Annotated in this window: 18 protein-coding genes; 9 read left to right on the top strand and 9 right to left on the bottom strand. The window is 48.2% G+C overall.

Translation table 11 applies throughout. The annotated features are described in order from the left end of the window. Positions 1–345: 345 nt before the first annotated feature. Both HC352_RS08960 and HC352_RS00165 read left to right on the top strand, forming a co-directional pair. The gene (locus tag HC352_RS08960) at positions 346–513 is read left to right on the top strand and encodes a hypothetical protein (protein ID WP_211080675.1); all 168 of its coding nucleotides are present in this window, start codon (positions 346–348) and stop codon (positions 511–513) included. Between the two features lie 17 nt (positions 514–530). Beyond that, positions 531–1,079: a class C sortase gene (locus HC352_RS00165; protein ID WP_247645254.1), complete on the top strand. Its 549-nt coding sequence runs from the start codon at positions 531–533 to the stop codon at positions 1,077–1,079. A 32-nt stretch (positions 1,080–1,111) separates the two neighbouring features. Here the strand turns inward: HC352_RS00165 and HC352_RS00170 are convergent, their stop codons facing one another. Beyond that, positions 1,112–2,293: a glycoside hydrolase 5 family protein gene (locus tag HC352_RS00170; protein WP_168917027.1), complete on the bottom strand. Its 1,182-nt coding sequence runs from the start codon at positions 2,291–2,293 to the stop codon at positions 1,112–1,114. Positions 2,294–2,295: 2 nt separating this feature from the next. Next, positions 2,296–5,325, bottom strand: coding sequence for an alpha-mannosidase (locus tag HC352_RS00175; RefSeq protein WP_168917028.1), 3,030 nt, complete (start codon positions 5,323–5,325; stop codon positions 2,296–2,298). A gap of 171 nt (positions 5,326–5,496) precedes the next feature. On the opposite strand from HC352_RS00175, the gene HC352_RS00180 reads away from it, so the two are divergent. Together HC352_RS00180 and HC352_RS00185 are read left to right on the top strand one after the other, a co-directional pair. Further along, entirely contained in the window at positions 5,497–6,510 is a 1,014-nt protein-coding gene (locus HC352_RS00180; RefSeq protein ID WP_168917029.1) for a LacI family DNA-binding transcriptional regulator, read from the top strand. A 27-nt stretch (positions 6,511–6,537) separates the two neighbouring features. Beyond that, entirely contained in the window at positions 6,538–7,470 is a 933-nt protein-coding gene (locus tag HC352_RS00185; protein WP_168917030.1) for a carbohydrate kinase family protein, read from the top strand. Positions 7,471–7,574: 104 nt separating this feature from the next. Here HC352_RS00185 and HC352_RS00190 read toward each other — a convergent pair whose 3' ends face one another. Further along, the gene (locus HC352_RS00190; protein WP_168917031.1) at positions 7,575–8,849 is read right to left on the bottom strand and encodes an AGE family epimerase/isomerase; all 1,275 of its coding nucleotides are present in this window, start codon (positions 8,847–8,849) and stop codon (positions 7,575–7,577) included. 221 nt (positions 8,850–9,070) lie between these two features. On the opposite strand from HC352_RS00190, the gene HC352_RS00195 reads away from it, so the two are divergent. Together HC352_RS00195 and HC352_RS00200 are read left to right on the top strand one after the other, a co-directional pair. After that, a complete protein-coding gene (locus tag HC352_RS00195; protein WP_168917032.1) occupies positions 9,071–9,412 on the top strand; it encodes a hypothetical protein in 342 nt (113 codons plus the stop codon). Positions 9,413–9,528: 116 nt separating this feature from the next. Then, positions 9,529–9,870 (top strand): hypothetical protein, encoded by a 342-nt coding sequence (locus HC352_RS00200; RefSeq protein WP_168917033.1) that lies wholly within the window; start codon positions 9,529–9,531, stop codon positions 9,868–9,870. A gap of 84 nt (positions 9,871–9,954) precedes the next feature. Here the strand turns inward: HC352_RS00200 and HC352_RS00205 are convergent, their stop codons facing one another. Next, positions 9,955–10,695, bottom strand: coding sequence for a sulfite exporter TauE/SafE family protein (locus HC352_RS00205; protein ID WP_168917034.1), 741 nt, complete (start codon positions 10,693–10,695; stop codon positions 9,955–9,957). Between the two features lie 183 nt (positions 10,696–10,878). On the opposite strand from HC352_RS00205, the gene HC352_RS00210 reads away from it, so the two are divergent. The 3 genes from HC352_RS00210 to HC352_RS00220 all read left to right on the top strand — a co-directional run bounded on the left by HC352_RS00210 (position 10,879) and on the right by HC352_RS00220 (position 15,202). After that, the gene (locus HC352_RS00210; RefSeq protein ID WP_211080676.1) at positions 10,879–12,012 is read left to right on the top strand and encodes a zinc-binding dehydrogenase; all 1,134 of its coding nucleotides are present in this window, start codon (positions 10,879–10,881) and stop codon (positions 12,010–12,012) included. Positions 12,013–12,241: 229 nt separating this feature from the next. After that, complete coding sequence (locus HC352_RS00215) at positions 12,242–13,438, top strand: Gfo/Idh/MocA family protein (protein WP_168917035.1); 1,197 nt, start codon at positions 12,242–12,244, stop codon at positions 13,436–13,438. A gap of 96 nt (positions 13,439–13,534) precedes the next feature. After that, positions 13,535–15,202 carry an MFS transporter gene (locus HC352_RS00220; protein WP_168917036.1) on the top strand — a complete coding sequence of 556 codons (1,668 nt, stop codon included), beginning with the start codon at positions 13,535–13,537 and terminating at the stop codon, positions 15,200–15,202. 76 nt (positions 15,203–15,278) lie between these two features. Here HC352_RS00220 and HC352_RS00225 read toward each other — a convergent pair whose 3' ends face one another. The 5 genes from HC352_RS00225 to HC352_RS00245 all read right to left on the bottom strand — a co-directional run bounded on the left by HC352_RS00225 (position 15,279) and on the right by HC352_RS00245 (position 19,952). After that, complete coding sequence (locus HC352_RS00225; protein WP_168917037.1) at positions 15,279–15,545, bottom strand: hypothetical protein; 267 nt, start codon at positions 15,543–15,545, stop codon at positions 15,279–15,281. Positions 15,546–15,954: 409 nt separating this feature from the next. Continuing rightward, entirely contained in the window at positions 15,955–16,851 is an 897-nt protein-coding gene (locus HC352_RS00230) for a sugar phosphate isomerase/epimerase family protein (RefSeq protein WP_440130162.1), read from the bottom strand. A gap of 25 nt (positions 16,852–16,876) precedes the next feature. Then, complete coding sequence (gene iolG, locus HC352_RS00235; RefSeq protein ID WP_168917039.1) at positions 16,877–17,863, bottom strand: inositol 2-dehydrogenase; 987 nt, start codon at positions 17,861–17,863, stop codon at positions 16,877–16,879. A gap of 43 nt (positions 17,864–17,906) precedes the next feature. After that, positions 17,907–18,986 (bottom strand): transaldolase family protein, encoded by a 1,080-nt coding sequence (locus HC352_RS00240; protein WP_168917040.1) that lies wholly within the window; start codon positions 18,984–18,986, stop codon positions 17,907–17,909. A gap of 189 nt (positions 18,987–19,175) precedes the next feature. Continuing rightward, positions 19,176–19,952: a GntR family transcriptional regulator gene (locus HC352_RS00245; protein WP_168917041.1), complete on the bottom strand. Its 777-nt coding sequence runs from the start codon at positions 19,950–19,952 to the stop codon at positions 19,176–19,178. Positions 19,953–19,955: the final 3 nt, after the last annotated feature.

Raw genomic sequence — 19,955 nt, forward strand, 5'->3', positions numbered from 1 at the left:
GTGATAGCTACGATAATGCTTTAGCCCAAAACGTTAATGGTTCATACAAGAATGAAATCATCCATACTCACCGGTGGGCTGATGCTCTCGAGGTCGAGATCGCTACCTTCGAGTGGGTGAATTAGTGAAACACTAAGCACCTACACCAAACACTTAATTACCACACGCCAGTCGAGATCGAGAACAAATACTGGCAACAACAAAAAATGTCAGCAACAATAGAAAACAGGATAAACACCTAAGAAGCAAACCCGGAGCATTTCAACCAGTGGACTATATCCCACACTCGCAAGTTGGATATATCAATACAATCAATCGAAAGTATTTGACATATACTCTGAAGAAGTGGATCACATTTCCCCTTCAGCCGACGATCAAACCGAAGAAGCACACCGGTACAATGTGCTCTACAGTCAGGAGCGGATCTACGCTCCAACGCAAACAAGCCCACCGGCGTCGGAACATTCGATGACACAAGTACACGCAATTTTCGTGGATATCATGAACTACTGAGCATCAATGACACTGGCATCATGGGTCGAATCATCGTAGACAAAGCAGACCTTGATCTACCCATCTATCACGGTGCAACAACACAAAACTTACTTAAAGGTTCTGCCCATCTTGAAGGCACATCACTACCAATTGGCGGAATAGGCACCCGAACAGTTATTATTGGACATCGCGGTTTAGCTAGTGCCGAAATGTTTACCCACCTTGACCGGCTAGAAGAAGGTGACTTATTTTCCATAAATATTTTAGGAAGAGTGTATTCCTATAAAGTTATCGACATACAAGTCGTTTCCCCAGAAGAATCAGATTCAATCCGTCCGGTAGAAGGAAAAGATCTGGCAACACTCATCACATGCAAACCGCTGGGCATTAACAGCCACCGAATCCTTGTTACTGGTGAACGAGTAGACCCCACTCCGGCAGTTGAAGAGGGCCGAGCAACCAGTGCCTCGTACCTGCCACGATTCCCGTGGTTGCTCCTTGGTGGAGCAGTCCTGATTCTCATGTCGCTAGGAAGCATCACCCACTCAGCTATTGGAATATGGAAAGAAAAAAAGAAACAATAGCGACGAAGAATCGTAGAAATCAACGTAAATAATTAGCCCGATATTGATATTGCCGGTACTTCTCCCATCAAGGCACAGTCAATCCACTGATCGAAAAAATCATGGCACGCATCGGCGTGGTTGCGTGTTTGTGGTGTTAAATCAAGGGTTAAAGTCGGACGCTGGGCAGTGATCGGTTCTGCGTTGCGCCAAGTCGCAATAGCTTCACGATATGCCGAACCGATTGGCTTAATACGGCCATCTGCATCAAATAGTCCAAGAGTATGTTCTATCTCTGGGAAATCCGCCAATGATCGAGATACGTCATGGGAACACCACCAAGTAATCGCATTCAAATTCGGGGCAGTTCCACCACCATGAACACCCATAAGTCGCTCAATATTAGCAGTCAAAAACTGAGCCGAATCGCTAGGATCAACATAGTTTGACGGGGAGCCAATCTCTTGCAACCACACGGGGCGCTGAATATGCCCATAAGCCCGGCCCCAGGCATCCGCCAACTCGCACAAATACCGCGAAAACCACTCTAACTGGCTACTCCCACGTCCAAAACGTGGACCCACCTTACCAAACACCCACGAATGAACAGTAGTAGCATCACCAAAATTAACGGCCGACTCCGGATCGAACGGATGCCCAGTATCAAACCAAATATCGTCGTCATGAGTATGAACATGAGTAGCCTCCGGCCACACGTCACGAGCCACACCTAGCAAACGAGAAAGCCAGTCATGCGCCTGTACAGACGTTATCTTATGCTGCTCTGGATGGCGATCAGCTGCGAACTGAATAAACTCATTACCCAAACTCAAGCCACGCGCCCCAGGAACATCACGCAACCGAGACGCAAGCGCCTCAACAAGAGCCATCTCACCTGAAACCACATCCGGATCAGTAAAAATATTACGCCGATGCCACGAATTCACCCACGACGGCAAATAATCAAAAGACGACAGGTGCCCCTGCAACACATCCACATACGTATCCATACCACGCTCATGAGCAAGCTGGACAACCGTAGCAACGTCGTCGAGAGCCCGCTGGCGAATCAACGTACGGTTTGGTTGCAGCACTGGCCACAACGGAAAAATCCGAACATGATCCACGCCCAGTGACGCGATAGTATCAAAATCAGCCCGCACATGATCCGGATCAAAATCCAGCCAAGAATGAAACCAGCCGATCCGGGGCGTGTAGTTAACGCCAAATTTCATGTCTAATTCCTTTCTGCTGGAGTAATACGCAACGTGGCGATCTGGAACGGAGCAAGATCAAAACTATGCTTCCCCGCATGTGAAGATACCGTTGGTGCATCACCACTAGGGCGATAACACAAGTCAGTGGCCATCACCTGAACATCTGGCCAGGTCAGCGTCACATGCGCCGGGCCGCCAAGCCCCTCATAAAGTCGGACGACGACGTCACCACTCTTATCCGGCGCCATAGCAACCGATTCAACAATTGCGCCCGAAACACTAAACGGTGGCGTAATGTCCACAGGGACTTCACGCAATGGCAAATTCAGTTGCTGACCGTCAGCAATCGCTTGAGCCACCGAAGCCTGCGGGCGAATCCGGAAATTCCACGAGAACCTGCCTTGATCTTGGTTCGGATCAGGATAAACAGCAGACTTAACCAAAGTGGCACGCACAAGGCTCCATGTTCCGCGCCGGCCGGCACTATGCCGGGTAATATCCCACCCATACGTGGCATCATTAGCAATCGACCACGAAGTTTGCTCGTTACCCAGCCGAATCCAACGATGCGTAGAGACTTCAAACTTGGCACTATCCCACGAGGTATTCGTGTGGGTAGGCCGCTCGATATAGCCCATCTGGGTTTCGTACTGAGCCTTGCTGGTGTGGATGTTCACGGGGAAACCGAGTTTAAGAAGCTTTTCATGTTCATGCCAGTTAGCTTCAACATGGACGTCAATATAGTCTGCTCTCGGAGCTAGTCGCCATTCAATACTCATATCAGAATTACTGAATGAGGTGTGAGCACGGGCGCAAGCCACGCCGTCGTCGTCAATTCTGGTCCCATCAAACTCTAGTGGCAGAACCTGTTCGGAGCCTTGATAGAACGGATCAATATCCCACGCGTCCCACATATTCGGAAAGTCTTGGAATACGGAGAATTGGCCAGCTTTTTCTCCGGCTGGAAGGAAAGTGTGCCCGGTGGCGTCAGTGATTTGGGTGCACGCGCCGTCGTTGGCGAAATCGATGGTGAGAACACCATTGTTGATACACAATTCGCCTGCGTGGGCGCGATCACCAACGCCACCGGTGGTTTTGGTCGGTACTGCTGCACCTAACGGGGTAACGCCACGAGAGGAGAAAGAGGTGGCGTTAGCTAAGGCGTGGGCAGTAGGGCGACCCTCAGATAAGTAAGTGAATGCGTTAGCAATGAGTCGTTCGCAGGTTTCTTTAACTGAAGCGTATATGTCAGCGACTTCGCGGTAGACCCAGGCAACAGATGTGCCAGGAAGGATGTCATGGAACTGGCACAGCAAAACATTGCGCCAGAGCGCGCGCAATTCATCATGTGGATAGCTAGCGCCGGCAAGGGCAGCAACAGTACACCACAATTCAGTTTCACGCAGTAGCGCTTCACTACGGCGATTACCTTGTTTCGCAGCGATCTGAGAAGTAAACGTGCCACGATGTAGTTCGAGGTAAAGTTCGCCCACCCATACTGGGGGCTGTGGGAATTCAGCTTCGGCGCGTTCGAAGAAGTCGTGCGGGGATTCGCGTACGACGCGCGGAGCACCGCGGAAATCTTCGAGGCGGTCAAGGCGTTCCATCATTTCGCGGGTGGGGCCGCCACCGCCGTCGCCATATCCGTAGGGGAGGAGGGAGCAGTTTGCCTCGCCTTTATTCTTAAAATTCTCAACCGCATGGCGGATTTGCTCACCAGTGATTTCCGAACCGTACGTATCTGCCGGCGGGAAATGGGTGAAGATTCGTGAACCATCAATACCTTCCCACTGCAATGTGTGATGCGGGAAGACGTTGGTTTGGTTCCACGAAATTTTTTGTGTTAAGAAGCGGGTGATACCAGCTTCGCGAGCTAATTGTGGAAGGGCACCAGAGTATCCGAAAGAATCTGGGAGCCAGATTTCTTGACATTCGTAGTTGAAGGCTTCCCGGAAGAAACTGATTCCTTCTACTAGTTGGCGGGCCATGGCTTCGCCCCCGGGCAGTACGGCATCAGGTTCTACCCACATGGACCCAACGGGAACAATCGAGCCATCGTGTACGCATTTCTTGACGCGTTCAAATAATTCCGGGTCTTCTTCGGCTAGCCAGGCAACGTGTTGGGCGGCGGGGAGGGCGAACACTAGCCCTGTTCCGTCTTCGATGAGGCGGACGACGTTGGCGATCGTGCGGTTTACTTTGCGTTTGGTTTCCCGGATGGGCCACAGCCAAGCAGAATCAATATGTGCGTGGCCTACCGCCGAAAGACGATGAGCACCGGGCAGTGCTGGGCGTGCCAGAATCGGTGCGATTTCGGCGCGTGCGGCAGCCGCTGTGCCCGGAATATTATGAAGATCAAGACGGTCAAGAGCGGAGTTGAGAGCGTAGAGCGTTTCGTAATCATCATTGGTGAACGCAGCCACTCCCTTCGCCTCGAGTAGTTCGGATAGAACAGTGATATCGGTGGTGAGGTTGACGACGTCGGTATGGCGAATAACAACATCTGCTTGAGTGAGCCGGTAGCTATCGTGTTCAGAAGACGTGAGTTTATCGCCGTCGTAAGTAACTTGAAATGGCAGGACTTCAAGTAGTAGCGGGTTAGCGGCCGCTTCGATACTGAAATCAAAAGAGGTGTGTGGGGTTTGGGGGAGTGGAATCCATTGGTTGCGTGGGTTGAGAGCTTTTACGGTATGCCCGTGGCTGTCACGTACAAGCCCTTCGCTTTGGAAGCCAGCAGAGTGGTCTGCCCACCCGAGGTTGATTCGTGCTTCAACAGTATCCCCAGCAGGAATGTTATTGGGGGTGGTTCCGTGGATGTTAAACCAGACGGTTTGCCAGGGTTTTCCCCATGTCTGACCAACGTGTAGTGGGGTGAAGTGAGCCGACGACGACGGGTTTGCCGGTTCGCCGATAACTGTTTGGCCATCTACTGTTTCATCAGGGACGCGCCACGTTTCGATCTGTAACTGTGAAACTGGAGTGTATTGTGCTCGCGCGATTCGCTCGTTCAGTGTGCGCTTGATACGAGTGAGAAGTAGTTCGGCGTCCATGTCGACCTTTCAGTTGAGAGCATCATTGTTCCCGATGTATATTCAGATTAGTGACTAAACCGATTTAGAGCAAGTTTATTTGACCTAATAAGGAAAACGCTGATGTTTAAGCCTGATAATACTATGATAGAGGAAGTCGTAAAACCGTGTTAGAAAGCCAAAAGGTGGGTTATGAGTAGGAAAACAATCAAGGATATTGCCCAAGAAGCTGGAGTCTCTATCACAGCCGTATCCTTCGCCCTCAATAACCGCCCAGGTATCTCTGAACAAACCCGCGAACGCATCCTTGACATCGCAAACAAAATGGATTGGGTTCCTAACTCTCGCGCCCAATCTCTTTCCCTAGCGAAAGCAGACGCCGTAGGACTTTTTATCGCCCGCCAACCAGATTCCTATACAGCTGAGCGATTCTTCTTCAACTTTATTATTGGCTTACAAGAAACCCTCACCGCATACAATTACGATCTCGTATTCCATACCGGGCCGGACCTAGAAGCAGAAATAGCCACATATCGCACGTGGTGGGCACAAGGACGAGTTGACGGCGTCATCGTCGTTGATCCGATTGACGGCGATCCGCGAATCGAGATTCTCAACGAAATTGGGCTACCCGCCGTCGTCGTCGGAAATGATGTCCCAGACACGGCGTCAATTATCGGTGACGAAGCAGCAATCGTGACAACACTTGCCGATCACTTATCCGCCCAAGGCGCTCGAACTATCGGATATGTTACTGGTATACCAAGCCTTATTCACACCCAAGAACGTATCCGAGCCCTCGAAAACTATGCGCAAAAGCATGGCATGACTGCCGTTATTGCAAGTGGAACAAATGCAACCGAAGAAGCAGGTCGCAACGCGATTGCGGAACTCCTGGGGGCGCAAACCGAACCAGATGCCATTATTTTCGACAACGAAATCCTCACCCTTGGTGGTTTCAATGCGTTACGTGATGCCGGAAAAGACGTTGGTGAGGACGTACTGATCTGTTCGTGTGAAGACTCCCCGCTATGCCGAATTGTTACGCCATCAATTACCGTTATCAATCGAGAACCGGCAGGCATTGGACGTCGCGCTGCCACATTGCTACTCGAAGTTCTCAACGGTGCCACCCCACGCACAGAAAAACAAGAACCAGCGCAACTTATTGTTCGCGAATCGACACATAAACATATACCCCAGTAAAACCCTCTAGCTAAAAGGAAGAACGCCATGAGCATCCTTATTGTTGGCGAAGCAGTTATCGACATCATCAAATGCACAGATGGAAGCAGTGAAGAACATCCTGGCGGAAGTCCGGCAAATGTTGCCATCGGCGTGAGTCGGCTTGGTCTTCCTTCCCACCTATTGACGATGATTGGCAAGGATGCCCGCGGAAATACAGTTCGCCAATGGCTAGTAGCCGACGACGTTGCCACCACCGTAGTAGAAACAGAACGCACCGCCACCGCCGTTGCTACCTTAGACGAACACGGTGCTAGTACCTATACCTTCGATATGACGTGGGATTTACACGGATATGAGCCTGATCTTCAGGACGTTGATCATATTCATACCGGTTCTATCGCTGCTTTTATTAACCCGGGCGCCCAAGACGTGGCGCGGATTGTGTCGAGTGCACGGGAGCATGCCACGATTAGTTACGATCCAAATATTCGACCTGCACTCATTGACGATATGGCGACAGTGCGAGAACAAGTGCTGAGCTTGATAGCGCAGGCCGATGTAGTTAAATGTTCCGACGAAGATCTCGGCTATATGTTTGAACGTGAGGCGTTGAGCCAAACTGACGCTATTGAGCTGGCACGTACCTGGATTGAGCAAGGACGCACATCTGGGCATGGGCCACTGTTGGTAGCCGTGACTGCCGGAAAAGATGGTGTTATTGCGGTCAACGCTGCCGGCGAGCATGTTCATGTGCCGGCAGATCCGCAGGTGAAAGTTGTGGATACGGTAGGTGCGGGAGATTCCTTCATGGGCGCACTCGTCTATCAGTTAGCTAACTGTGGGTTGACTGGGAATAGGAATAAAATTGCCGAACTTGATCGAGAAACCATGCGAGAGATTGCAGTATTCGCGGCGCGGGTTGCTGATATTACCGTCTCGCGCGCTGGTGCCAATCCGCCTCGATTCGAAGAACTCTAGCTCTGTGGCCACCGTGGGATGGACCCACGGTGGCCACAGAGTTGAGGTTATAAGACGCTAGTAACAGACGTTAGTGGTAGCTGTTAATGGCTGTTGGGGAGGCCTTAATTTTGATTGGCCTCAGACAAGGCACCAGCAAAGCATGGGGTTAACCCTAATTCCGGCATAAGCACGCACTGAGCGGCATGGTACACGTCTGGTTTTCCTGGCCAGGTAATACCTGATGGGGTATTGGTACGATCAAGTTCGTGAATCCACCGGCCGGGAGACTCAATAAGGTATTCCTTGGCGTAGTCGAGGAATGTATCAAACCATAGCTGCATGTCAGCACGGAGATCACTATCACCTGCATGTTCGGCATAAGTAGCGAAAGCCGCCGCAGCTCCCAAGCCCTCACACACTGTCCAATGCATCCGTTCATGAACCACTGGCTTGCCATCAAAGTCTGTTGTATAAACAATTCCCGGAGCATCATCGGCGTCCCAGCCATCAGCCAACGCCGTCGTAAACAACGAATAAGCAGCTTGCGGAAGGCGCTCAACAAATTCTTGTAACTCAGGAGCAATATCGCCAGCAAGACGATTAATAGCAGCCCAAAAATGCAGAGCTAACCGTGCCCATTCAATACCGTGGCCCGGAGTTAAGCCAAAAGGACGGAACGGATCCGCTGGTTGATCTCGATTAAAATCCGGAAGGAGCTGCCATGATGAATCGAAATGTTCTGGAATACGCCAGCCGATCTTTTCAGCTTCACCCAACACAAAAGAGAGAATCGACGCCGACTTTTCTAGCCAACGTACGTCTGATGTGGCGTCCCAAGCAGCTAACGAAGCTTCCAATGTGTGCATATTAGCGTTAGCACCACGATAGTCTTCAGTTTCAGTAAAATCACGGTTCCACGATTCACGAGCCAACCCATATTCAGGCTCCCAAAAATAGGTTTCGTGCGCAGTTAGCGCAAGATCGTAGAGCTCTCGTGCGCCGGTTAAGCCTGCCTGGATGCCGGAACTGGCAGCGAGCAGAACGAAGGCGTGCGCGTAGGCTGCCTTACGTTCGCCGTCGTCCCCGAGAGGTTCGTTAGTGTCATAACGCAATGTTGTGAAAAAGCCACCGTGCTGTGAGTCGTAAAAATGGTGACGCAAGCAGTCAATGCCGTGCTGGGCGTAGGCACGGGCTGATTCGTCACCCGCTAACGTTGCAAGGCAAAAAACGTGCGTCATTCGGCAATTGATCCATAACTGAAGACCGGTAGCCCGATCAGCTTCGCCATTGGCGTCGAGAGTAGAAAAACCATGCTCACAACGTGATCTGCGAGCGAAATCGACTAATGCATCGAACTCTTGGGCGAGCCAGGCTTGGGTGGTTTCATCGGTGATCATAAGACTTCCTTGTCATATAAACGGTTTTACCGTCAGTAGATAGAACGCGTAGCTGTATTCTATCCGCTAATGAAAGCTTAACAAAAACGGTTTAGTTAAGCTAGGTGGAAAGACTGACTTATCTGATTTTGTGATAGTGTGAATTTGAAATACTGTCAAACTTAAAACGGTGTTGGTGCATGCTTAGACTCTGGGTAACGTTCCGGCATTAGAGGAGAAATATGAAGAAGCTTGTTGCTGGAGCATGTGTGCTAGCGTTTTCCATTGCCGGATTGGCTGGATGTTCTCAAGGCGTGGATAAAGAAGCTGTTAAGGAAAAGTTCTACACCAAATTTATTGAAGAAGTGCCTTCTGGTGAATTGAGTGACGAAAAGATTGAAGAGTTCGGTCATTGTTTAGTTGATGGAATATTTGACGAAATCAGTGACGAGCAAATTCAAGACTTCAGCAAAGCCCTAGATAAGGACAAAATCGAAGCAGGTGATCTTCCAGAAGGCGTGGAAGATACCGTTATGAAGGTTTCTAATGGTTGCGCTCAGAAGATTCTTATGGGAGATAATTAATCCCTCATAATCAGGTGGTAGCGTATTAGCCTGCCAATTAAAACCTAATACCTAATAAAAACTGTGCTGGTGCATGCTTAGACTCTGGGTAAAAGCTCCGGCATTAGAGGAGAAATATGAAGAAGTTTATTGCTGGAGCATGTGTACTAGCATTTTCCATCGCTGGCCTAGCTGGATGTTCCCAAGGCGTCGATCGGCAAGCGTTTAAGGATGAATTCTACAATGAGTCCGTCGCAAACGTTCCAGAAGGCGTTATGGATGATGACCAAGTTGAGAAGTACGGACACTGTTTAGCTGATGGAGTCGGTGATGAACTCAGCGATAAGCAACTTGAAGAATTAGCGAAAATCATTGATAACGGAAAGCTTGAACTAGCCGACCTTCCAGAAGGTGTTGAAGATGTTCTTGTGGAGCACACAACCAAGTGTGCTCAGACTGTTCTTACGGAAGACAAGTAATCCTTAGTGCTTCATTAAAAACTCTGGCTAATGGGTGTGCGCCGAAGCTGAGCTTCGGCACACACCCATTAGCTGCAGATATGCTTAAACAACTAAGTAAACTGAAGAAATAAGCGTCAGAATAATGATGCTTTGATTAAAGACTCTCTGACTGAAATAGGTGATAATTTTTCTGCCTAGTAGAGCACCGATAATAACAAAAGGAATTAAGTAGGGAAGAATGCTTAATATCGGTACGGTGAGAAGCCCCAGTCCGATGGTAAAGGGCAATTTCGTGAGATTTACGAGGAAAAAGAACCATGCCTGAGTTCCCAAAAACTGTGCTATAGGATAACCGGAGGCAAGGAAGTACAAGGACGTCACTGGTCCGCCGGAATTTGCAGTCATTGTGGTGAACCCAGCGAGCGAGCCGTAGAACCAACGGGCGATGGGTGAGGTCATATGGTTAGTAAATTTCTTGGTGTTATAAAAGCTAGATAAGACTGACATAAGTGTTAGTGAGATTAACATAATCCCGATATATTGACGAAGAACGTTTCCCGGGACAACAGTAAGGAAAACTGCTCCTATCGCTACCCCGATCAGCACTCCGGAAATGAGCTTCCGTAATATCACCCAATCGGCATATTTGTACCAGGTTTTGATAGCGAAGACGTCACCAACTAACAGCAGGATCAGTAGGGCTGCTGTTGATTCCTTTGGTGGAAGTATCACTGCAAAAATAACGACTGAAAGTGTGGTTAAGCCAGGTAAAGCTGTTTTTGATAAGCCAACAAAAAAGCTACCAATAATAAGCAAGCATAAGCCGGTTGTAGAAATACTCATGAAAATATAATACTATTTGTATGTAACAAATATTGCATTGTTAGAGTGATAGGGGAACGCTTTTCGCTACTGTATTTTATTCAGTAATTCCAACGAAAGGTGGAAATAGAGTACGCTCTATAGTTAGACTGAAATCGCTGTAATAAGCAATTAGTTCAGATTAATATTCCAACGGAGGGCATTATGTCTGTACAAATATCCGCAACGATGCGGGCCGCTGTTTTACGTGATCCGGCTATTGGGTTACAGGTCGAAACAATTAAAACTCCACGACCACGTGATGGTGAAGTCCTTATTAAGGTGACTGCTTGTGGAATGTGTCATTCAGATCTCCATGTTATTGGTGGAAAGATTGCTTTTCCAATGCCATGTGTCTTGGGACATGAGGTAACGGGGCAGATTGTTGAAGTCGGTCCTGGTAATGATCAGACTGGTCTTCGTGTTGGGCAAAATGTTGCTGGAGCATTTTTGATGCCGTGTGGCAAGTGTGAATATTGCGCACAGGGACGAGATGACTTGTGTGTGTTGTTTTTTGATATGAACCGCATTAAAGGCCAACTTTACGATGGTCAGACACGGCTTTTCGGTCTCGACGATGAACCAATTGCGATGTATTCTATGGGAGCTTTATCTGAGTACTGTGTTATTCCTTCGACCTCGGTGACTGTGCTTGAAGACGGAATGGATATGGTGGCAGGTTCAATTCTGGGGTGTGCAGCACTTACCGGGTATGGGGCAGTGCGTCGTGGCGCAAATCTGCAATATGGCGAAACTATTGCTGTTGTGGCTACTGGGGGTATTGGCTCGAATATCATTCAGGTAGCTAAAGCCTTCGGTGCGGCGCAAATCATTGCGATAGATGTCGATGATGAAAAACTTGAGGCGGCCCGTAAATTAGGTGCGACTGATGTTGTTAATTCGATGAAGCAAGATGTTCGGGAAGAAGTGTTTGCCCTTACCAATGGTCGTGGTGTGGATGTTGCTTTCGAAGCTCTGGGGCGGCCAGAAACATGGAAGTCTGCGCTTGATGCTCTTCGTGATGGTGGGCGTATGGTGCCAATTGGGTTGGGAGCAGGTGTTCAGACTGCTGCGGTGGAGATTAACCGGACGGTTCGGCGTTCGCAATCAATTTTGGGATCGTATGGTGCTCGTACCCGACAGGATTTGCCGACAGTAGTGAAGATGGCTTCACAAGGATACATTGATTACCGGCATATTGTGACCAGAAAGTTCTCATTAGAAGAAGCCGGCGAAGGTTACAAGTTACTTTCGCAGGGTAAGATTCAAGGTCGCGCAGTTGTTGACATGTCTTTGTGATTGCGCAAAGAATATCGGGTTGTGACCCCGTTAAGCAGGCTATGTATTAGCTATGGCGGAGTTTAACTTACATATAACACTTATTCTGCTTAACAATTAGATATTTGTTTGGTTAATGTTATAGACAATATTCGTAAATAAGCATACAATTAATCCTATTAACTCAGTGGCAATGACGCTATGAGGGAAAGTTTGCTTGTGATAAAGCGTGCATAGGAAGATTAGTAATATGGGTAAGAAAACCATTGGAGTGGGCGTAATATCTCTTGGTTGGATGGGACGCTTGCATACACGTAGTTACAAATCTATGGCTGAACGTTATCCAGAGTTGGATGCAGACATTCGACTGGTTTCAATGTGCGACCCAGTAGCGGAAAACAGGGATTTTGCACGTCATTCTCTCGGTTTTGAAAAAGCTGTTGAAGATTATAATGATGTCATTAATGATCCCGAGGTTGATGTAGTCTCAATTTGTTCTCCTAATTATCTACATCATGAAATTGCGTTAGCCGCATGTGCTGCCGGGAAACCGTTTTGGATTGAAAAGCCGATGGGTGTTTCAAGTAAGCAATCTGCGGAAATTGCGCAAGCTGCTCATGAGGCACAGCTCGTTACCTCGGTTGGATTTAATTATCGCCATACTCCTGCAGTGGAAGAGACAAGGAAACTTATTGGCGAAGGTAAGTTAGGCAAAATTACAAATGTGAGATGCTGGCTGATTGCTGACTATGCTTCTGCGCCAGAGGGACCATACACTTGGCGGTATGATCGTGCGCGAGCTGGGGCTGGTGTGATCGGCGATCTTATGAGTCATGGCGCAGATCTTATCCAGTATGTACTGCAAGACCGGATCAGTTATGTTTCGGCCTTGACCGGAACTTTTATTGATAAGCGGCCAATCCCAACTAAAGCAGGTGTAGGGCACTCGGGTTGGGAAGTTTCCGATGAACTCCACGATGTGGAAAATGAAGACTATGTTGCCACGTTAATCAAGACTGATAATGGCGTGGTTGGAACAGTTGAGTCGAGTAGAGTTGCAGTTGGACCACGGGCGGAATATGTTCTTGAAGTTTATGGGACAAATGGTTCTGTTCGCTGGAATTTTGAAACAATGAATGAACTTGAGGTCTGCTTGGGCCGTGAAGATAACGGCGTTCATGGGTATGTTCGCTCATTGGCAAGCCCGCACTATCCTCATTTTTCTCGTTTCCAACCAGGTGCTGGAACATCGATGGGATTCGATGACATGAAGGCGGTTGAGTGTTTTAAGTTTTTAGACGGTGTTTTATCTGGACGACAGATTGGGCCATCAGTTGCTGACGGATGGTCAGCAGCAGAAGTTGATGAAGCAGTTGTACAGTCAGCGGCAGATGGTTGCTGGCATGAAGTTGCACGAGTAGTTGGAAAGACAACATATAGCGGGTGATTTCCCGATATAAAAATACAGTTAAGTGCGGTTATATCGTAGTTGCAATGTGGGAACTAACTGAATTACCGCTTTACCATCACCAAAGGAGATCTGATGGTTAATCAACAAAGAAAACACGTCCCGATACAGGGACTAACTAAAAATGAGTTGCACGGCATGGTCAAGGAGACTCCTCCGTCTGGCAAGCATAGAGGAATAATTGCTATTGCAGGAATTGCAACTTTAGGTTCCTTGCTATTTGGTTATGATACCGGTGTCATCTCGGGTGCGCTTCCATATATGCACATGCCGTCAGGCGCTGGTGGCTTGGGATTGACGACGACGGAAGAAGGCGCAATTGGTGGCATTCTAACAATTGGTGCTGCTTTTGGTGCGTTGTTAGGCGGACGGTTGTCTGACCGTTATGGCCGTCGGTACAACATTATTGTTCTAGCGATTCTCTTTTTCATCGGCGCAATTGGAAACACTTTTGCGCCTAACGTTTGGGTAATGTATCCATTCCGGTTAATTCTTGGTTTAGCAGTTGGTGGAGCTTCGGCTACAGTTCCGGTTTATCTCGCTGAAACTGCTCCTAAGAGAATTAGAGGAACAATTGTTGCCCTCGATCAGTTAATGATTGTTACCGGACAACTTCTTGCATTTTCGATGAATGCTGCCATTAATTCCATGCATGGTGGTCCACAGTTGACTGTGACAGCAGATCCTACCGGACAAATTGCGGCCGGAGCATACACTTGGGAGTCACTCCAGAAAATGATTGAGCAGGTGACACATTCGACTGATATGAATATTATCCGTGACTTCGCCATGCAGTTGACAATTCAAGAGGGCAGTGGAAATGGTGCCGCTTGGCGGTGGATGATTGTTCTATGTTCCGTTCCTGCCGTTTTGCTGTGGCTAGGTATGCATTTTATGCCGGAATCGTCACGGTGGTACGTCTTGCGTACTGATGTATACGCCGCTATTGGTTCGTTGAAGAGAGTTCGTGAAGGTGAATCAGATCGTGCTGTGACTGAAGAAATATACGAGATGGTGGAAAATAGGCAAAAGGATCTTGCTTATTCTCGGGATAAAGGATTACGCGAAGTGTGGCGAACACCATGGTTGCGTAAGTTGTTGCTAGTGGGTATTTTCTTGGCGATAGTCAACCAGACAACGGGTGTTAATACGGTTATGTATTATGCGCCAAAGGTTCTTGGTTACGCTGGAATGGGGACTTCGGCTGCTATTACTGCACAGGTGGCTAATGGTGTGACGTCTGTTATTGGGGCAAGCATTGGTCTTATTTTGATTACTAAATTTACTCGACGCAACATCTTGATTTGGGACGTCAGCTTGGTAGGTGTCTCGTTGTTGACTATCGCGGGAATTTTCCACTTTGCTATCGCTCCTTATATGGATGCTGGTGAGATTCCACCGGCTTGGGCAGCCTATGCAATTCTTGGGACAATGGCATTCTTCATGCTTGTTGTACAGTCTTCTAATGGAACTGTTGTCTGGACGATGTTGGGTGAAATGTTCCCAGCTTCAGTACGTGGAGTTATGAATGGAACTGCAGTTTTCTGTATGTGGATAGTTAACGCAACTATTACATGGACATTCCCAGATATGATGAATAGCTTCGGTGGCGGTATAACATACACAATATATGGTGTTCTTAACCTGATCATTGCAATTGTGCTGTGGAAGATTATGCCAGAGACATCAGGTAAATCACTAGAAGAAATCGAAGTTTACATGGAGGAAAGGTACTCCAAGTAAAAGTACTCCAAGTAAGTAGCGATATATAGTTGTGCCCCTAGTCAAAGGACTAGGGGCACAACTATATGTCTTGAGATCAGTTCTGATGTAACCGGATATATAGATCCAAGAAAGCAAAGACAGATGTTACTAGTGCAGCGGTAATACCTGCGGCACATGCGATGAATGGAGTGCTTGTAGCAGTGCCAAGTACCACTGTAGCGAAGAGCATGATAAGAACGAGAACTGCCGGAATCGTGTTGAGATTAGGGGTATTTTTTAGGGTTGGCTCATCGGTAAAGGGGATCAACTCGATCGAGATGTCAGTTGATTGAATTGGTGTTTGTGTGAATAATGCTGTCATTTCCTTCTCCTGCGTCATTTGCGTCATTGTGAAAACCTGGGCGTTTATTGTGATTGCGACAATATTAGTGATAGTTACATATTGCAGTGTTGCCAATGTGGAACGATGAATCGTTAAATACTGCTTCCTGTCGTCAGATGTACAATTGTCAGGCCTGAATAGTTTTTCTGAAACTTTCCATCCCAGCGCCTCTTTTAGTTTAGTTGACGAGGTTATTGCGTTCAAGAAATAATCATGTTTGTTAGCTCACCCTCCGCATTTGTGACTAACATATTCAGAGGGTGGTTTCTCGGCATAAAAATGGAGGGAGAATCTCAGATTCTCCCTCCATTGGAGCTACTGACGAAACAAATCACCCAACCTATAGGAAAAGCTTCCTAGTGTCCGAGGGGGATGATGTGTATGTAGCTCAGTGTGCTAGAGCACGTAGGGCTTCGAATGACTTACGTGCATCGAGTACCGGACCTTCGCCAGGCGCCGGCTCGCCGTCGATCATAATGTCCTGTTCTAGAACGTAGTAGCCGTCAAACCCAACCTTATCCAGCTCAGCAACAATAGCAGTGAAGTCAATATCTCCTTCGCCGATTGGCGCGAACATACCAGCTTTAACTCCCTGGCCCCAGGTAAGGGTGCCTGGCAGAAGTTGGTCGGTCATGTCTTTGTGAATGTCCTTTGCGTGTACGATCTTGACTCGATCGGCATACTTCTTCACAAGCTCTACAACATCAGCACCGCCACATGCGAGGTGTCCAGTATCAAGGCAAAGACCAACTTGCGAGTTATCTAGAACGCGTTCGACTTCGTCGAGATTTTGTACCATTGTTCCCCAGTGAGGATGCAAAGACGCTGTTACTCCGCGTGCCGCAGCAACTTCGGTAATCCGCGATAGGTTGGTAAATAGGGTGTTCCAGCCGACCTCATCCAACACCGGACGAGAGTCATACCCATCTTGTCCTGAGTCGGCAGCAAGAATCAGATTAGTTCCGCCAGCAACTTCGAAAGCATCTAGTTCCCGCTCTACTGCAGGCATCGGGTCTAGATCAGGATCGTGCATGATTGCCAAAAAGAAAGATCCGACTGGCTCAAGACCGTATCCAGATACTGCTTCTGCTCGTGCTTGTGGCTCTTGTGGGAGCCAACCTTGTGGACCAAACTCGGTGGCAGTTAGACCCATCTCTTTCATTTCCGTAAGTACGCGCTCTGGAGATAGCTGATAACCCCAGTTTGGAACTTCGCATACTCCCCAGCTAATAGGTGCTCCGGCAATTTTCATATCAAATTCTCCTTTGAATTTTGTCAAGGACATGCCTTATATATGGTTTTGGTTGGTATTACAGGTAAACGATTTTTCCTGTTCGAGCAGACTCTTCAGCAGCTTCTGCGATGCGCAGAGCTTTAGCTCCATCTTCAATAGACGTAGCAGGCTTACGATTTTCTGAAATCGCGGCGAAGAACTCGTTCAGTTCGTGAGCATATGCTTCTTCATACCTCTCCAAGAAGAAGTCGAGGTAAACATCCTTAGCGTCAGTATGCTCACCGTTTGACACGCGAACTTGGGTGGAGCGCAAATTGTCTCCGTTGATCGTTGCCTTATCACCGAAAACTTCTAAACGCTGGTCGTATCCAGATGAACAGTGCCGAGAGTTAGTGATTGTTGCTATCGCGCCTTCGGAGTTGGTGAGGGTAATAACTGCTCCGTCGAAATCGCCGGTATCGGCTAGTTCGGGATCCAAGTTTTGTCCCACAGCATAAACTGAAACGATATCTCCTAAGAAGAAACGTGCAGTATCGAAGTCGTGGATAGTCATATCTTTGAAGATGCCACCAGAGACGGCAATGTATTCTTTTGGCGGAGCGGCCGGGTCACGAGAAATGATTGTCACCTGCTCTACCTTGCCGACAACACCGTCTTCAACCATCTTATGCATCCGAGCGAATGTTGGATCGAAGCGACGATTGAAGCCGATCATCGTGGTGTAGTCCAGGCCCTTGAGAGATTCCATAAGTTCTTCAACTTTGGCTGTCTCCATAGCAACTGGCTTTTCACATAGCGCAGGTTTACCTGCTTTGGCAGCTTTGAGAATATGCTCGACGTGGAGTGGTGTTGGCGAACAGATAATTACCGCGTCAACTTCGGAATCAGTAAACACGTCATCTGGATTGAGTGAATAGCGTACGCCATATTTCTCCGCCAGAGGTTTGACGGCAGCTTCCATCGGATCTGCGATAAATGTTAATTCTGCAGTTGGGTGTGCTTCGACAGTACGAGCATGGACTTGAGCAATACGGCCAGCACCAACTAGTCCGATTCGAATCATGATTTTTTCCTAACGTCTTTGTAAGGGATAGAGATTGTAGAAATTACTGTGCTGGAATGAGGATGTCTCGGATGAGAATATCGAGATCATTATCAGCGTTGAGGAATTGTCGTAACGTACGGACTGTTGGACCAAACGTTTCAAATTCTTCGAGTGACATTCCATCCGGCTCATAAGCGCGGTTGAAATCAGGAATTCGGCGTAGCTGCGTGAGGTAGTGCTCGGCTACTTCTTGGCTCATCTTCTCAACTGGTTCGTAGTCAGAATCATTGATGAGCTTTTGCCAGGAGAAAGGTGGGGAGACGACGAGATCGCCACCTTGGAACTCACTCCACTGAAGTACATTACGGAAAGCAGCAACCAGAACGCGCGCGCGATATCCGCGTTCATTGAAGATCTTGTATGCGCGTTTGACAGCAGCGACTCCGGCCCATTCTAGTGCTGAGGGGTCAAGGAAGATCTTGTCTCGCTTAACCACATGCTTGAGCCAATCATCTAGGCGGCCAACCATGATGGTGACCACTGGGCTCATCTGGGATACATCGTGTCCGGCTGCTTCGCGCTTTTCGAGTCCTCGTTGTATTGCCGCGGCGGCTTCAACTGCTTGCGGAACAGAGAAGGAAACTGTGACATTAATAGAGACGCCACGTTCTGTTGCCACCTCGATTGCTTCGATACCAGTTTTTGTTGCTGGAATTTTGACAATAATATTCTTGGCGAGGTTGTGGAACAACTCTGCTTGATCCGCTAGAGCGTGAGCATCGCGATGCAAACGAGGATCTGTTTGCACCGAGAGGCGGCCATCGTGACCGTTGGTCTTCTCGAATGTCGGCTCTAGTAACTTAGCTGCCTCAACTGACATATCCATCACAGCTTGCCAGCCGATCTGAGATTCTCCCCAGGTGGGGTGATCGGCAGCAATTTTCCGAATACGATCAGTCCAAATTTCTGGATGCTTCGCAATGGTTGTGTATGCGATAACAGGGTTACAGGTAGCTCCTACGCCACCGTAGGAAATTGACGTGCGCAGTTCTTCAAGATCAGAAGAATCATTCCACAGAACTGTATCGAAAGCTCTGGTAGCAGTTAATAATGGACCTGGTGTGTATTTAATATCTGACATAGGTTGCTCCTAAACTACTTAACGTAGGTCACGCAAAATGAGTCAACTCATAGTCACCCTCGTTGGTGACATCTCGTGTGAGATATACGTTACTGACATGGAGCGGTTATGTCAAGGCTTTGTTTGGTCATGTCATATTGAATTTATGATAACGGAGCATGTAGGTAGCGGAGAAGTGTGGAAACTTGCCTAGTTTATGGAGTTAACAAGTGGAAATGTCATCTTGTACTGCTGTGAGTCATAAACATGATTTCCGTGCTCAATAACCTTTCCCTGCGTATCGTATGCTGTTCTTTGCATGGTGAATAAGGCAGTGTGAGGCTCTATTTGGAGCATGTCAGCTTCGAGTTTGTTAGCATTCTTTGCACCTAAAGTCTGCGTTGCCGACACTGGGACGATGCCTTTGTGCCCAAAAGATTCGTAAAGCCCACAGCGGGACAGCTCAGTTAGTGAAGGGGCTATGCGGCTTGGGATTGTGTTGTTCAAAATTGCTAACGGATGATCGTCAATCCACCGTAGTCGTTGAATGGTTACTAGTTCCTCGTCTGGTTCGCAGTTAAGGAATTCGACTTCCTCTGGGGTGGCAAGGTGAATCTGGTATTTGAGGACTTCGGTGCGGGTGGCGTGTCCGGCTTTGACAAGATCATCATTGAGAGATGTTAATGCAAGTTGCCGATGGACATGAGAAGGAGTGACTCGTGTTCCAACGCCACGACGGCGAATAAGGAGTCCAGAATCGACCAGCTCTTGAAGTGCGCGGCGCGCTGTTGGGCGGGAGATATTGAGTCTCTTAGCCATCGAGATTTCATCTTCGAGTAGTTGATTGGGGGCAAGAGTCCCGTTTTTAATGAGCTGAGAGATAGGGGTGAGGATCTGTTGATAAAGAGGCTCGGCTGAATTTCTATCAAGTACAATATCTAGACTGTAGGGCGTATCGAGATGCGCATCCTTTGCATTATCTGACATGGG

The sequence above is a fragment of the Arcanobacterium buesumense genome, assembly GCF_012563545.1.
In the GTDB taxonomy this organism is placed as follows: Bacteria; Actinomycetota; Actinomycetes; order Actinomycetales; family Actinomycetaceae; genus Arcanobacterium; species Arcanobacterium buesumense.

Coding starts and splice junctions, on each gene's coding strand:
- HC352_RS00195 (WP_168917032.1), top strand. CDS start 9,071: ATGAAGAAGCTTGTTGCTGGAGCATGTGTGCTAGCGTTTTCCATTGCC.
- HC352_RS00220 (WP_168917036.1), top strand. CDS start 13,535: ATGGTTAATCAACAAAGAAAACACGTCCCGATACAGGGACTAACTAAA.
- HC352_RS00200 (WP_168917033.1), top strand. CDS start 9,529: ATGAAGAAGTTTATTGCTGGAGCATGTGTACTAGCATTTTCCATCGCT.
- HC352_RS00210 (WP_211080676.1), top strand. CDS start 10,879: ATGTCTGTACAAATATCCGCAACGATGCGGGCCGCTGTTTTACGTGAT.
- HC352_RS00240 (WP_168917040.1), bottom strand. CDS start 18,986: ATGTCAGATATTAAATACACACCAGGTCCATTATTAACTGCTACCAGA.
- HC352_RS00225 (WP_168917037.1), bottom strand. CDS start 15,545: ATGACAGCATTATTCACACAAACACCAATTCAATCAACTGACATCTCG.
- iolG (WP_168917039.1), bottom strand. CDS start 17,863: ATGATTCGAATCGGACTAGTTGGTGCTGGCCGTATTGCTCAAGTCCAT.
- HC352_RS00175 (WP_168917028.1), bottom strand. CDS start 5,325: ATGGACGCCGAACTACTTCTCACTCGTATCAAGCGCACACTGAACGAG.
- HC352_RS00245 (WP_168917041.1), bottom strand. CDS start 19,952: ATGTCAGATAATGCAAAGGATGCGCATCTCGATACGCCCTACAGTCTA.
- HC352_RS00190 (WP_168917031.1), bottom strand. CDS start 8,849: ATGATCACCGATGAAACCACCCAAGCCTGGCTCGCCCAAGAGTTCGAT.
- HC352_RS00180 (WP_168917029.1), top strand. CDS start 5,497: ATGAGTAGGAAAACAATCAAGGATATTGCCCAAGAAGCTGGAGTCTCT.
- HC352_RS00205 (WP_168917034.1), bottom strand. CDS start 10,695: ATGAGTATTTCTACAACCGGCTTATGCTTGCTTATTATTGGTAGCTTT.
- HC352_RS00185 (WP_168917030.1), top strand. CDS start 6,538: ATGAGCATCCTTATTGTTGGCGAAGCAGTTATCGACATCATCAAATGC.
- HC352_RS00230 (WP_440130162.1), bottom strand. CDS start 16,851: ATGTCCTTGACAAAATTCAAAGGAGAATTTGATATGAAAATTGCCGGA.
- HC352_RS00170 (WP_168917027.1), bottom strand. CDS start 2,293: ATGAAATTTGGCGTTAACTACACGCCCCGGATCGGCTGGTTTCATTCT.
- HC352_RS00215 (WP_168917035.1), top strand. CDS start 12,242: ATGGGTAAGAAAACCATTGGAGTGGGCGTAATATCTCTTGGTTGGATG.